This is a genomic window from Pseudomonas sp. P39-UII1 (assembly GCF_039672635.1).
Taxonomy (GTDB): Bacteria; Pseudomonadota; Gammaproteobacteria; order Pseudomonadales; family Pseudomonadaceae; genus Aquipseudomonas.
In genome coordinates this window covers 26,592-40,598 of record NZ_JBDFPP010000034.1, presented here as the reverse complement: position 1 = coordinate 40,598, position 14,007 = coordinate 26,592, and the positions used below count along the sequence as shown (strand labels likewise).

Below are 14,007 nucleotides of genomic sequence, written 5' to 3'. Positions count from 1 at the left end.
TGCGCAAGCTGCTGCACCTGGTTTACGGGGTGGTGAAGTCGGGGATACCGTTTGATCCCAAAATCGCTCTTGCAGGGTGAGGGTCAAGACGGTATCTACATTTGTTGCAACGTGCCATGGCCTGATAGGCCATAGTTGTCAGCCTTGTTGGTACGGCGCGATTTTTCGGCTGGCGCTGCCGCCGCCCCACCTGTCTTCAGCCATTCGCCAAGGCGAACAACCATGGCCTGGCTGGAACGGCGCGTTGCAACAAATGTAGGAGCGGGCTTGCCCGCGATGCGCCGCGCGGGCGGCGCTCGATCTCAAACCCCCTGGAAGGCCAAAGGCGAGCACATCACAGCCCTGCCGCCATTATTCCCAGTTACCTACCAGGCACCAACGTCAACCGCTGGCTCCCATAAGCCCGCGCAAAATTCTGCGGCTGCAACGGCAGGCTCATGAACCGCCCTTTGAACCAGGCATCCAGCCCATCACTGTAATGCCCGCTGGCCGGGTTGCCTGACTGGCCATTGCTGGTCAGCACCTGCAGCGGTTCGGCCTGGCCAAAGTCGACGATCATGCGTGCCGAGGCCGGCAGGCGGGTGTCGAAATCGCTGCCCCAGGCATAAGGCGTCAGGGCCAGGGTGCTGAAATCACCGCCGGCCGCCAGCGGCGAGCGGCTGAGGGCATCGCCCAGGCCGTGGTAGGCCGGGGCTGGCCAGCGGTACTGGTGCAGCTTGCCCCATTGCCAGGCGCGGCGGTCGCTGCCCAGTTGGGCGGTACCTGCATCCACCGCCGCCGCCAGGCTACGGGCGAGAATGGCCGGTTTGTCTTCCTTCTGCGGCGTGTTGCGGTCATCCCAGAACGGGCTGTCTTCGCGGCCAAGCAAGTGGTCGGCCTGGGCCGAATAGGACAGCCGGGCGTTGCTGACGAACGCCTGCCAGGCTGGGCTGGATTCCGGGCCGAGGTCATCGAGGAAAGTCTGGCGCGCGACCTCCTGCAGGAACAGTTCATACAGCGCCGCATCTGCCGAGACCGGGCTCAGGCGGCCGTCGAACGCTTTCAATCGGGCCAGCGCATCGCGGGCCTTGTCGCGCTGGGCACCAGGCAGGGCGTCGATGGCCTGTTTGAGCGGCTGGGCCATGCCGGGCGCATCGAACATCTGCTTGAGCTTGTCGGCCAGCAGCGTCACCTGGTCGTTCTGCAGGGCCATCAGGCTGCGGCTGTCGTGGCGGCCATTGCCGGCCAGTTGGCCCAGACGTTCGGCGCGCTCCGGGTAGTACCAGGTGTTGGACAGTTGCATGCCGTAGCCACGCGGCAGGCTGCGCTGATTGGCGTGGCCGATCCAGCCGGCTGGCGGGTCCTGGTCATAGGGGTGCAGCATCGGGTCGGCATAGCCGTCCCAGTCAAAACGCCCGTCCCAGCCAGGCGATGGCAGCAGGCCCTGGCCTTCGCGGCGGTTCGGGTAGCGGCCGCTGACCTGCCAGCCAATGTGTTCAGGTTCGGCGAACACGAAGTTGAGCGCGGCAGCACCGATCTCGCGCGTGCTGTCGAACGCGCGCTCGACGTTTTTTGCCCGGGTCAGGTCGAACAGCGCATCAAGGCTTCGGTCGCCCTTGAGCTGCGGTAGGTTCAGCGCCAGGCCCAGGCTGGCATTGCCCGGCTGCGAGAGCAGGGTGCCGTGGCGGGTGTCGTACATCACTTCGCGCTGCGGGCGTTGGCCGCGGACGAAAAAGGTTTCGGTGCGCGCGCGGGCGGGCAGCCATTTGCCATCGGCCAGGTAGCTGAGCTGGCTGCCCTGATGGCGCAGTTGTTCCAGGTACAGGTCCTGGTTGTCGGCCATCACTGCACTGCTGCTCCAGGCCAGTTTGCCGTTGTAACCTGCCAGGACGATGGGCAGCCCCGGCAGTGACAGCCCAGCCACCTGGTACTTGCTGGTGTGGATCTGTACCGGGCTCAAGGCCCAGGCTGCCCGGCTGTCGCTGGCCAGCAGGCTCTTGCCGCTGCGGCTGCGTTGCGGGCCCAGTGCCAGGTTCGCCGAGCCGGGGCTGCCGAGCAGGTCAAGGTCGGCGAGCTTCTGGCTAGCCGCAGCGAGCGTAGCCAAGCCCGGCAGCTGGCTAGCCAGGTTCAGGCCTTTGAGTTTTTCCATCTCGGCGTCGGCAAGCGGTTCATCCGGTGCGCCGGGCAGCAACCAGGGTAATTTGTCGCTGCCCACCTTTTGCGCCAAGGTCAGGGCGCTGAGCTCTTCCTGCAGGTTCACCGACTGGCTGAAGGCATACAGGCTGAAGATCAATGCCGAGTCTTCGGGCTTCCAGTATTCCGGGCGGTAGCCGCTGCTGGCGAGGTTGGCCGGCAACTTGTCGCGATAGCGGAACAGGTAGGCGTTGACGCCCCGGGCATAGACTTCGAAGAAGCGCTTGAGCCGTGGCGAGGCGTCCGCATACAGCTGGGTAGCATTCTGTTTGAGATTGGCGGCGCGCATCAGGCGGTCGATGTCCAGTGCGTCGCTGCCCGCCATTTCTGCCAGGCGGCCTTGGGCGAGCAGGCGCATGGCGAGCATCTGCTCGATGCGGTCACCGGCATGCACGTAACCCAGGCTGAACAGGGCGTCGTGGAAGTTGCTGGTTTCGATCAGCGGCGCGCCCATGGCGTTGCGGCGAACCGAAACGTTTTGCGCCAGCCCTTTGAGCGGTTGCACGCCGGTTGTCGGTGGCACACTGTCCTGGTAGCCGCCCATCTGGCAACCGGCAAGCCCGAGCATGCCAAGCAGCGTGGCAGCGGTGGCGAACCGCGGGCGGAAGGGAGGAAGGACGGGGGCGGCCATGACAAGGGCTCCTGCAAGGCGAGGCGGGGGTTTTGATTGGCGCTAAGTTAGCATGCCGATGGGTTTTCGGCGCCTGGGGATTGGGGCTTTGGTGCTAGTCCTGGGTTGTTTTTTGTACATGAGATCGAGCGCCGCGCGGGCGGCGCTCGATTTACGCCGCACCGCAGCATTCAAGCCGTATCAAGCCCCGTGGCACTTCTTGAATTTCTTCTCGCTGCCACACGGGCATGGGTCGTTGCGGCCGACGTCCTTCAGGGCGTTGCGAACCGGCTCCTGGTGGCCGTGGTTGCAATGCGGGCCGTGCACATGGCCGTGGTCGTGATCGTGGTGATGATCGTGACCGTGGTTGCAGTCAGGGCCATGAACGTGGGGTTGTTGGGTCATTGCAGGGTTACTCCGGTATGAAATCGCCGGGCATTATCTCACCACTGCGCGATATGTGCAGGTCCCGGTGGATGAGCAGGCCGGTCGCCAGTTCACCCTGCAAGCGGTAGTGCAGCGTTTGCTCACTTTTGAGCAACTTGGCCAACGGCTTGAGCTGTTTCCACAGGTTGGTCCGCGCGGTGATCTTGAAGGTGCGCCGGGCGTGGCCACCGACGCTGCGCCAGATGCTGGCCTGGTCTTCTGCCAGGAGCAGGTCGTTGAGCCAGATCGAATAGCTCAAGTTGCGAATGAACAGACGGCTGTCGTCAGGGTTTTCGATACGCACGTGCAACACGAATTCCTGCTCAAGCAAGCGCGCCTTGACCGTCTCGACCTCGACCAGATGCACCTGGGGCGCACGCCAGTCGTCGCCACCCCATAGTGCACAGCCCGTCTGCAGTGCCAGCAGGGTGCCAAGCATGAGCGTGCGGGCCAGGGCGATCATGGTCAGTTACCGACGTAGCTGGCGCAGCATTTCTTGAACTTCTGCCCGCTGCTGCAGGGGCAGGGGTCGTTGCGGCCCGCCTTGAGCTCGACCGTCGGGTCGATGAAGAACCAGCGCCTGTCGTGCTGCACGAAGGCGGACCGCTCGCGGTGCTGGTGGTCGCCCTCCTGGTCATGCCAGCGCGCAATGAAGGTGACGAAGGCATGCTCGGGTTGGCCTCCCAGTACCTCGGCGTTCTCCACTTCCAACCCCAACCAGGTGCTTTGCGCGCTCCAGGCGGCCATGGCGGCGCGGTCCAGCCCGGCCTGTTGAGCCGGCAGGGTGGTGGCGACCAGATAATCGATAAGGCCCAGCACGTAAGCGCTGTAGCGCGAACGCATCAATGTCTGCGCATCCGGTGCCGGGGTTCCGGCGTGGTAGTGCCCGCAACAGGCGTCCAGCAGGTTACCGCTGCCACAAGGGCAAACCGAGACACTCATCATCACCACCAGTACTTGCCGAAGTTTTCAGGGTTGGCCCAGAACCTGGCGTTCAACCAGTCCGGGACCTGCTTGTAATCATGTAGATCATAGGTGAACAAGCTGAGCACCTGCTCGTCGCGGCGGAATTTCTCGCTGGCCGACAGGGCCAGGGCAAAAAAATCGGTGTCCTGCCAGCCACTGGCACGCAGGTCGGCAAGCACCGCGACGCGGCTGGCGTTGAGGTTGCGGATGCCGCCCAGCAGTTCCAGGCCAGCCCGTTTGGGCAGGTGTTCCAGGCAGTCCACCAGCACGGCCAGGTCGAAGCGCTGTGCGGCAATGTGCGCCGGCAGAGCACCAGGCGAGCAGACCTCGATGGTCACCTGCGGGTGAGCCTGGGCAAATGCGTCCAAGGCCGGGAAGCGGGTGCCTACCAGCAGCAGGCGTTGCGGGATGAAGCGCTCGAGCAGGGCCGCCAGGGCCTGCTGCGGTGTGCGTTGGGAAAAACCGTCGGTCATTGCCATTCCTCGTTCAGGTATCTCAAGACTAACGGGCTGTTGGTCGCGGGCAAAGCGGCATGTGGCTTATTGCTGGCAGGGATGAAAGGCACGGTCTTTACTCCCAGAGATCGGCCTTATGCCGATTCCCCCTAGGAGAAGCTACAAAATGAGCATAGTACGCACAGCGTTACCCCTGGTACTGCTCACCAGTGTGTTGACTGGTTGTGCAGGTTTGCAAAAAACCGACTGGCCGAAGTGTGCTGCCGTCGGGGGTGTGGGCGGTGCCGCGTTGGGCGCCATCGAAAGTTCCAGTTGGGCCGGTTGGGGCGCGTTGCTTGGCGGTGGCCTGGCTGCGGGCTATTGCTGGGCGCATGGCGACGGTGACGAAGATGGCGATGGCGTGCCGGACAGCCGTGACAAGTGCCCGGGTACGCCACGTGGCGTGCAGGTCGATGCCAATGGTTGCCCGCCTGAGCCGGCGCCGGCGCCAGTGGTCGAGGAAGTGGTGGTACAGAAGGAAGAAGTCATCGTCATCCGTGACGTGCACTTCGAATTCGACTCGGCACGGCTGACGGCAGCCGACAAGGAACGCCTGAACACCATCGCCACGCGCCTCAAACAGGAAGCACCGAGCGCCCGCCTGAGCGTTACGGGCCACACCGACAGCGTTGGCTCCGACAGCTATAACCAGAAACTGTCCGAGCGCCGTGCCCACTCGGTAACCGATTACCTGGTCCAGAGCGGTGTGCCGCGCGCCAGCTTCGTATCGGTGGTCGGCGCCGGTGAAACCCAGCCGGTGGCAGACAACGCCACAGCCGATGGGCGTTCGATGAACCGTCGCACCGAGATCAAGATCCAGCGCTGACGGCTTGCGCCCGCACCTTGAGAAGTGGCGCGGGCGCGTCTTTACTCCTGTAGGCCGGTTGCGGCCAACGACACAGGAGCATTCATCATGAGTGTCATGTCAAAGGCGGCGCTGCCGTTGCTGGTGGTTTCCAGCCTGCTTGCAGGCTGCGCCACCCACAGTGACGGCAGTGCGCCCCTCAATCAAAGGACTTGGCCCATCTGCAGCCTGCTGGGCGGCCTGGCGGGCGGTGGCCTGGGCGCCATCGAAAGCTCGAGCTGGGCTGCTGGAGGCGGCGCCCTGGGTGCGATCGCCGGGGGTTTGATCTGCTACGCCCAGGACGGTGACGAAGATGATGATGGCGTCTTCGACCGCCGAGACCGCTGCCCCGATACGCCAGCCGGCACAGCCGTCAACCACATGGGTTGCCCGCTGCCACAGTACCCGCCCAGCCAGCCTGCACCCGAGCCTCAGCCCGAAGTGATCTCCCTCGACGATCAGGGCCAGGTGATGTTCGCCTTCAATTCTGCCGACCTGACGACGGGCAGCCAGCAACGGCTGCAAAGCCTGCTGCCGAGGCTGAACGAGTTAGGGGTGTCGCGCATCAAGGTGGTAGGCCACACCGACAACGTCGGCTCGGCCAGTTACAACCAGGCACTCTCCGAGCGGCGTGCCGCCAGTGTCGCCGAATACCTGATCAGCCAGGGCCTGGCACCGCAGAAGGTCACCAGCGAAGGCCGGGGTGCAAGCGAGCCGGTAGCGGAAAACGACACCGAAGAGGGCCGCGCGCATAACCGGCGGGTAGACCTGCACCTCAATTGACGACGCAACAGGAGTGGCTGATGAAGTTCATTCTGGGCCTGGGCAAGTGCTTGACCATCGCTTTCTGGGGCGTGGTGCTGTTCAACCAGCTGATGCCGCAGCCGCTGCCCTTCAACCTGCTGATCAATGCGGCGGGCATTGCGCTGCTGGGGCTGCACGTGCTTGAAGTGCTGTTTTTCAACGGCAGTTTGCGTGGGCGCAGCCACCGTTGGTTTGACCGCCTGCAGATCCTGCTGACGGGGATATTCCATGTCATGTCCATACCGCGGCAGCCTGAGCTGTCGCGGCGCTGACACCGGTGTGGCCAGCCTAGAGCGGTAAGCGCAAGCTGGCCACTGCCACCACCGCCAAGCCCAGCAGGAGGTTGACGCCGACCATGCGCCGGATCCGCCCCAGCGCGGCAGCGCCTGCCGGCCAGTCCTCGGCCTGCACCGCTGCCTTGAGTTCTGGCAGCAACAGCGCCTGGATGCGCATGAACAGCGCGAACATCGCGATGCCGCCTCCCATCATCACCTGCACATAGCGGGGGGCGGTCTCGAAGCCACTGAATCGCATGTGCAACATGCCGATACCACTTATCGCCAAGATCGCCACCGCCAGCCAGACCCAGACGAAGAAGCGTCGGAAAACTTCCACCCACAGCCGCAGCCGGGCAGGCCCTTCAAGGGCCGCAACCGTTGCCGGGCGCAGCACCAGCCAGGCGAAGAACATGCCACCCACCCAGACTAGGGCGGCAAGAACATGCAGTGTGTAGGGCAGGGCAAAGGCAAGCATCCGGATCTCCATGCGGCACAAAGGGCAATAGCGGGGTATGATAGCCGCCCCATGCGAAACACTGAAAATATATCCAGCCCTTCGGGCGCCTGCAGACCATGATCAGCAACGAACTCAAAGCCACCATCCAGGGCGCCTACTCGCGTTTTCTCGAAGCCAAGAGCCTCAAGCCGCGCTATGGCCAGCGCCTGATGATCGCCGAAGTGGCCAAAGTGCTCGGCGACATCGCCTGCGACGATGAAGGCCGCCGCGCCGGCGAGCCTGCCGTGGTGGCCGTAGAGGCGGGTACCGGTACCGGCAAGACGGTCGCCTACAGCCTGGCCGCGATCCCGGCTGCCAAGGCTGCCGGCAAGCGCCTGGTGATCGCCACCGCCACCGTGGCGCTGCAGGAGCAGATCGTCTTCAAGGACCTGCCCGACCTCATGCGCAACAGCGGCCTGAACTTCAGCTTCGCCCTGGCCAAGGGGCGCGGCCGCTACCTGTGTCTGTCCAAGCTCGACGTCCTGCTGCAGGAGGGCCACGCACAATCGGCCACTGCCCAGCTGTTCGAGGAAGAGGGCTTCCACATCGAGGTCGACGAACGCAGCCAGAAGCTGTTCAACAGCATGATCGAGAAGCTCGCCGGCAACCGTTGGGACGGCGACCGTGACAGCTGGTCAGAAACCCTTGAAGACCAGGACTGGGCGCGCCTGACCACCGACCACAGCCAATGCACCGGCCGGCACTGCCCGAACTTCCAGCAGTGCGTGTTCTACAAGGCCCGTGAAGGCATGGGCAAGGTCGATGTCATCGTCACCAACCACGACATGGTCCTGGCTGACCTTGCACTGGGCGGCGGTGCAGTGCTGCCCGACCCGCGCGACACCATGTACGTGTTCGACGAAGGCCACCACCTGCCAGACAAGGCCATCGGCCACTTCGCCCACTATTCACGCCTGCGCTCTACTGCCGACTGGCTGGAGCAGACTGCCAAGAACCTGACCAAGCTGCTGGCCCAGCATCCGTTGCCGGGTGACCTTGGCAAGCTGATCGAGCAGGTGCCGGAGCTGGCGCGGGAAATCCGCACCCAGCAACAGTTCATGTTCACCTTGTGCGAACAAGTCGCCGACTTCCGCCCCAGCGAAGACGTCGAAGGCCGGGAGCGCCCGCGCTACCGCTTCGAGGGCGGCGTGGTGCCCGAGCAGATCCGCGAAGTCGGAATCGAGCTGAAAAAGGGGTTTTCTCGCCTCAACGACCTGTTTACCCGCCTGGCCGACCTGCTCAAGGAAGGTATGGACGGTGAGGTCAACATCGGTATCGCCAGCCATCAGGCCGAAGAGTGGTACCCCTTGTTCGGCAGCCTGGTGACCCGTGCTCAGGGTAACTGGGAGCTGTGGACCGCCTTTACTGCCGAAGACCCGGAAGACAGCCCGCCCATGGCCCGCTGGCTGACCCTGGCTGAAAGCGGTGCGCTGTTCGATATCGAGGTCAACGCCAGCCCGATTCTGGCAGCCGAGATGCTGCGCCGTAGCCTGTGGAGCGTTGCCCATGGCGCGCTGGTGACGTCGGCAACGCTCACCGCGCTGGGCAAGTTCGACCGTTTCCGCATGCGTTCGGGCCTGCCCCGCGACGCGGTAACCTGTGTGGTTCCCAGCCCGTTCGTGCATGGTGATGCCGGCCTGCTGCGCGTCCCCGACCTCAAGGCCGACCCGCGTGATGCGGCGGCGCATACTGCGGCGATCATCCGCGAGCTGCCGAACATCGTCGAAGATGCCCGCGGTGCGCTGGTGCTGTTTTCCTCGCGCAAGCAGATGCAGGAAGTGTTCGACGGCCTGGACCGTGACTGGCGCAAGCTGGTACTGATCCAGGGCAACCTGTCCAAGCAGGAAACCCTGAACAAGCACAAGGCGCGGGTCGACGATGGCCAGCACAGCGTGCTGTTCGGCCTGGCCAGTTTCGCCGAGGGTGTCGACCTGCCGGGCGCCTACTGCGAACACGTGGTGATCGCCAAGATCCCCTTCTCCGTGCCGGACGACCCGGTCGAGGCGGCCCTGGCCGAGTGGATCGAAGCCCGTGGCGGTAACCCCTTCATGGAAATTGCCGTGCCCGATGCCTCGTTGAAACTGATTCAGGCCTGCGGTCGCCTGCTGCGTACCGAGCAGGACCGTGGTGTCATCACCTTGCTTGATCGGCGTCTGGTCACCCAGCGCTACGGCAAGGCTATTCTCAATGCGCTGCCGCCCTTCCGGCGGGAGATTTCCTGACGGCCGGAGCACGAAGCGCCGGCCCGTTGTCCATCACTCTGTCGCGGGCTCATGAGGGCCTGGAAGGAGAGCCTGAACCCTATGATCCGCCGCACCTTGCCCGCTGTTCTCACTCTGTTGTTGAGCACACCCTTGCTGGCTGGGCAGCAGACGCTGTTCAGCTTCGTGCGCCCTGCCTCGGTCGTCAATGTGGCCACCGAGGGCACCGGCATGCCGCAGTACAACGCAGAACAGACCACCGAAGGTGAGGTGTTGCGGCGGGTGGTGTTCAACCCGGTCGAGCGACCGACCTTGCGCCTGAGCCCACAGAGCGGTGGCTGGGACTGGTCCGCCGGGCAGTTCCTGACCTTGCGCCTGCAAAGTGCCATGGACTGGGCGCTGACCGTGGATGTCACGGTGCAGAGCAGTGACGGCCGCACCCTGACCAGCCGCATCGACCTGCCGGCGGGGCCTGCACAGACGGTGATGGTGCCGCTCAAGGCCAGCTCGCCGCTGAGCCAGGGGATGCGCGCCGGCCCACCGATGCCTTGGGTTCATGAAGGCCAGCGCGTGCTCTTGAGCAACAGCGCCGGGGAGGTTGACCTCAAGCAGGTGGCTTCGATCAGCCTGAGCATTCCCAGCCCCAAGGTGGCGCAGAACCTGCTCATCGAAAAAGTAGGCATTCAGGATGACAACCTCGCCTACCAGGCGGCCTATCAGCAATTGATCGACGGCTACGGCCAGTTCAGCCGTGGCCGCTGGCCCGAGAAGATCGTCAACGACGAGCAGCTCAAGGCCGCCGATAGCCGCGAGCAGCAACAGCTCAAGGCCTGGCTGGCCGAACGCGGCAAGCAGCCGCTGGACAGCTACGGTGGCCTGCTGGCAGGCCCGGCGTTCGAGGCCAAAGGCTTTTTCCGCACCGAGAAACGCGACGGCCGCTGGTACCTGGTAACCCCGGACGGCCATCCGTTCTACTCGCTGGGCGTGAATGCCGTGGCCGCCGATGGTGGGCGCACCTATGTCGCCGGCCGCGAGGGCATGTTCAGCAAGCTGCCGGGTGAAGGTGACGCGCTGACGGCATTCTACGGCGAAGGCAATAACGACGACGGCAATGCTTCGTCGCAAGGGCGCAGCTTCAAGAAAGGCCGTTGGTTCGACTTCTACGCTGCGAACATTCAGCGCACCTATGGCAAGCCGTGCCCTGCTGCCGTCGAAGGCCAGCCTGCACCTCAGTGCCCGCCGCTGGTGCTGGATGCCGCCCGCTGGCAGGCGCACACGCTGGACCGTCTGCAGGCGTGGGGTTTCAACACCTTGGGTAACTGGAGCGATCCCGGCCTGGCCGAGGCCAAGCGCATGCCGTACACGCTGCCACTGTCGATCGTGGGTGACTACGCCAGCATCAGCACGGGCATGGATTGGTGGGGCCGCATGCCCGACCCGTTCGACCCGCGTTTCGCCATGGCCACCGAGCGCGCCGTAGCCATCGCTGCCCGCGATCACCGTGATGACCCTTGGCTGATGGGTTATTTCGCCGACAACGAACTGGCCTGGAGCGCACCGGGCAGCGACCCCAAGGCCCGTTACGGCCTGGCCTATGGCACCCTTCGCCTGACCACCGATGTGCCGGCCAAGCGCGCCTTCCTCAAGCAGTTGCGTGACAAGTACCGTAACCATGAGGGGCTGTCCAAGGCCTGGGGCATCGACTTGCAGGCGTGGGAGCTGATGGAAGACCCAGGCTTCGAGGCGCCGTTGCCCAACCCCGAGCACCCGGAAATCGAGCGTGATTACCAGTATTTCCAGCAGGTGTTCGCCGAGACCTACTTCAAGACCATTGCCGACTCGCTGAAATGGCATGCGCCCAACCACCTGCTGCTGGGCGGCCGCTTTGCCGTGAGCACGCCAGAAGCGGTCAAGGCCTGCGCTGAGTTCTGCGATGTGCTGAGTTTCAACTTCTATACCCTCAAACCTGAAGACGGCTACGACTTCACCCGCCTGGCCGAGCTGGACAAGCCGGTGCTGGTGTCCGAGTTCCAGTTCGGCTCCCGTGACCGCGGGCCGTTCTGGCCAGGCCCGGTGGAGGTGGCACGGGAAGAAGATCGTGGGCCGGCCTACGGTAACTTCCTCAAGGCTGCATTGGCGCAGCCCATGATCGTTGGGGCGCACTGGTTCCAGTACCTCGATCAACCGGCCAGCGGGCGCTTGCTCGACGGCGAAAACGGGCATCTGGGCTTGGTGGCGATCACCGATGTGGCGTACCCGGGGTTTGTCGAAGCGGTACGCAAGAGCAACCAGCAGGCCGTTGGTCAGTTGAGTGGTTTGTTGCACGAAGGGTCGTCTACCACGGGCTCTGCGACCAGTGAGGCGCCCTGAAAAAGGTGCCTTTCTTCTTCTCCAGACGGCCTCGCCCAGTAGGCAAAACCGCCAACTACTGAAACAATGCACGCCATTTTCGGCAAGGTCGTACGGAGAACAGCGGGTGCAGATCCAGGGTCACTATGAGCTGAAGTTCGAGGCGGTGCGCGAAGCGTTCGCGGCATTGTTCGATGATCCCCAGGAGCGTGGCGCAGCGCTGTGCATCCAGGTGGGTGGCGAGACCGTGATCGACCTGTGGGCGGGCAGTGCCGACAAGGACGGCCAGCAGGCCTGGCACAGCGATACCATCGCCAACCTGTTCTCCTGCACCAAGACGTTCACCGCAGTCACCGCGCTGCAGCTGGTGGGCGAGGGCAAGCTGGCCCTGGACGCGCCGGTGGCGCGCTACTGGCCCGAGTTTGCCCAGGCAGGCAAAGAGGCCGTCACCCTGCGCCAGCTGCTTAGCCACCGCGCCGGTTTGCCGGCCATCCGCGAGCTGTTGCCTGCAGAGGCCCTGTATGACTGGCAAACCATGGTCGATGCCCTGGCGGCCGAGACACCGTGGTGGGCGCCGGGCACCGAGCACGGCTACGCCGCCATCACCTATGGCTGGCTAATCGGTGAGCTGATCCGCCGCGTAGATGGCCGGGGCCCGGGCGAGTCGATCGTTGCGCGCACGGCACGGCCACTGGGGCTGGACTTCCATGTCGGCCTGGCTGACCAAGAATTCGATCGCGTGGCGCATATCGCACGCGGCAAGGGCAATGCTGGCGATGCCGCCGCCCAGCGCCTGCTGCAGGTGACCATGCGTGAGCCAGAGGCGCTGTCGACCCGTGCGTTCACCAACCCACCGGCGATTCTCACCAGCACCAACAAGCCCGAATGGCGGCGCATGCAGCAGCCGGCGGCCAACGGCCATGGCAACGCCCGCAGCCTGGCGGGTTTCTACGCCGGCTTGCTCGACGGCAGCCTGCTCGAATCCGAACTGCTCGACGAGCTGACGCGTGAGCATAGCCTTGGCCAGGACCGTACCCTGCTGACCCAGACCCGCTTCGGCCTGGGTTGCATGCTTGACCAGCCCACCGTGGCCAACGCCACCTTTGGCCTTGGCGCACGTGCCTTCGGGCATCCCGGGGCGGGTGGCTCGGTCGGTTTTGCCGACCCCGAGCACGACGTCGCCTTCGGTTTCGTGGTCAATACCCTCGGCCCTTACGTGCTCATGGACCCAAGAGCCCAGCAACTGGTGCGCGTGCTTGGCACTTGCCTTTGATCGGGTAATGCGGGTATTGCGCGACCCCTTTGACTATCCTCAATGCCAACGCCTCACATGTGTTGGCAAAATTCCTTTCTATTTCATGGTGTATCGCTGATGTCTTCACATAAAACCTTAGCTCTGGCCCTGTGCCTGACCGCCGTGACCGGCTGCGCCAGCCATTCTCAGGACGCTTCGAAGGGTGCCAGCAGCAGCTGGTGGCCGTTCGGTTCGGACAAGGTTGCCGAGCAGGAAGTGAAGCAGGCCGTCACCGAGAAAGTCGCCAAGGCCGACGCCAAATCCGAGAGCGCCAGCCGCTGGTGGTGGCCATTCGGTGGTGACGACAAGCAGGCCAAGGGCCCGGTCGTGCCGAAAATCGACGAAAAGGCCACCCAGGCCTGGCTGGACCAGTACGAGCCCAAACTGCGCGAGGCGATCAAGGACAGCAAACTTGAGCTCGAGCGCCGTGAGAACGTCCTGGTGGTCACCATTCCAGCCGACAGTTCCTACAACCCGGACCGTCCGAACATGCTGCTGCCGATGACCCTCGGCCCGATCACCCGCGTGGCCAAGGCCGTCGAGGGCGATACCAAGACCGCCGTGCTGGTACTGGGCCACGCCGACACCAGCGGTGCAGCCGCTGTCAACCAGAAGCTCAGCCTGGAGCGCGCCGCCTCGGTGTCGGCGATCTTCCGCTTGAGCGGCCTGCAGCGTGACCGCCTGTCGCTCAAGGGCATGGGCTCGGAAATGCCACGCGCCGCCAACGACAGCGCCGAAGGCCGTTCCCTGAACCGCCGGGTGGAAATGCTGCTGACGCCGCAGAACACCATGCTGGCATTGATGGCCAAATACCAGAAGGCCGCTCCGGCACCAACCCCGGCTTCGATGGTCGCCGTCCAGGATGCCAAGGCGCCTGCTGCCAAGGCTGCCGAGAGCAAGCCAGCCGCCAAGGCCGCCGCCAAACCCGCTGCGAAAAAACCAGCCGCCAAAGCCAAGGCGCCGGCCAAGACTGCTGCGAAGAAAAAGGCCGCGCCGGCCAAGCCCGCTGCCAAGAAAGCTACGGCTGACAAGAAAGTAGCTGCCAACACCCCTGCGAAGACCAACTGATCGTC

At 64.3% G+C, this 14,007-nt stretch carries 13 protein-coding genes; 7 read left to right on the top strand and 6 right to left on the bottom strand.

The features are described 5' to 3' along the window. Window positions 1-361 precede the first annotated feature (361 nt). From ABEH27_RS24570 to ABEH27_RS24550, 5 genes are all read right to left on the bottom strand, one after another. Window positions 362-2,803: a penicillin acylase family protein gene (locus tag ABEH27_RS24570; RefSeq protein WP_346616055.1), complete on the bottom strand. Its 2,442-nt coding sequence runs from the start codon at window positions 2,801-2,803 to the stop codon at window positions 362-364. 180 nt (window positions 2,804-2,983) lie between these two features. Next, the gene (locus ABEH27_RS24565) at window positions 2,984-3,187 is read right to left on the bottom strand and encodes an SEC-C metal-binding domain-containing protein (protein ID WP_012313055.1); all 204 of its coding nucleotides are present in this window, start codon (window positions 3,185-3,187) and stop codon (window positions 2,984-2,986) included. 7 nt (window positions 3,188-3,194) lie between these two features. Next, window positions 3,195-3,671, bottom strand: coding sequence for an LEA type 2 family protein (locus ABEH27_RS24560; RefSeq protein ID WP_346616054.1), 477 nt, complete (start codon window positions 3,669-3,671; stop codon window positions 3,195-3,197). Window positions 3,672-3,673: 2 nt separating this feature from the next. Next, the gene (locus tag ABEH27_RS24555; protein WP_346616053.1) at window positions 3,674-4,150 is read right to left on the bottom strand and encodes a YchJ family protein; all 477 of its coding nucleotides are present in this window, start codon (window positions 4,148-4,150) and stop codon (window positions 3,674-3,676) included. Between the two features lie 2 nt (window positions 4,151-4,152). Beyond that, entirely contained in the window at window positions 4,153-4,647 is a 495-nt protein-coding gene (locus ABEH27_RS24550; protein WP_346616052.1) for a DUF6231 family protein, read from the bottom strand. A gap of 148 nt (window positions 4,648-4,795) precedes the next feature. Here ABEH27_RS24550 and ABEH27_RS24545 point away from each other — a divergent pair, with 148 nt between their 5' ends. The 3 genes from ABEH27_RS24545 (at window position 4,796) to ABEH27_RS24535 (ending at window position 6,588) form a co-directional block, all read left to right on the top strand. Next, on the top strand, window positions 4,796-5,494 hold the full coding sequence (locus ABEH27_RS24545) for an OmpA family protein (RefSeq protein ID WP_346616051.1): 699 nt from the start codon (window positions 4,796-4,798) through the stop codon (window positions 5,492-5,494). Between the two features lie 87 nt (window positions 5,495-5,581). After that, window positions 5,582-6,295, top strand: coding sequence for an OmpA family protein (locus ABEH27_RS24540; protein WP_346616050.1), 714 nt, complete (start codon window positions 5,582-5,584; stop codon window positions 6,293-6,295). 20 nt (window positions 6,296-6,315) lie between these two features. Continuing rightward, complete coding sequence (locus ABEH27_RS24535; RefSeq protein WP_346616049.1) at window positions 6,316-6,588, top strand: DUF1145 domain-containing protein; 273 nt, start codon at window positions 6,316-6,318, stop codon at window positions 6,586-6,588. A gap of 16 nt (window positions 6,589-6,604) precedes the next feature. On the opposite strand, the gene ABEH27_RS24530 is transcribed toward ABEH27_RS24535, so the two are convergent. After that, window positions 6,605-7,069 (bottom strand): CopD family protein, encoded by a 465-nt coding sequence (locus ABEH27_RS24530; RefSeq protein WP_346616048.1) that lies wholly within the window; start codon window positions 7,067-7,069, stop codon window positions 6,605-6,607. Window positions 7,070-7,167: 98 nt separating this feature from the next. Here ABEH27_RS24530 and dinG point away from each other — a divergent pair, with 98 nt between their 5' ends. The 4 genes from dinG (at window position 7,168) to ABEH27_RS24510 (ending at window position 14,002) form a co-directional block, all read left to right on the top strand. Continuing rightward, the gene (gene dinG / locus ABEH27_RS24525) at window positions 7,168-9,312 is read left to right on the top strand and encodes an ATP-dependent DNA helicase DinG (protein WP_346616047.1); all 2,145 of its coding nucleotides are present in this window, start codon (window positions 7,168-7,170) and stop codon (window positions 9,310-9,312) included. An 81-nt stretch (window positions 9,313-9,393) separates the two neighbouring features. After that, window positions 9,394-11,661: a beta-galactosidase gene (locus ABEH27_RS24520; protein ID WP_346616046.1), complete on the top strand. Its 2,268-nt coding sequence runs from the start codon at window positions 9,394-9,396 to the stop codon at window positions 11,659-11,661. Window positions 11,662-11,767: 106 nt separating this feature from the next. Beyond that, complete coding sequence (locus tag ABEH27_RS24515; protein WP_346616045.1) at window positions 11,768-12,913, top strand: serine hydrolase domain-containing protein; 1,146 nt, start codon at window positions 11,768-11,770, stop codon at window positions 12,911-12,913. A 99-nt stretch (window positions 12,914-13,012) separates the two neighbouring features. Then, a complete protein-coding gene (locus tag ABEH27_RS24510) occupies window positions 13,013-14,002 on the top strand; it encodes an OmpA family protein (RefSeq protein ID WP_346616044.1) in 990 nt (329 codons plus the stop codon). The last annotated feature ends 5 nt before the right edge of the window (window positions 14,003-14,007 follow it).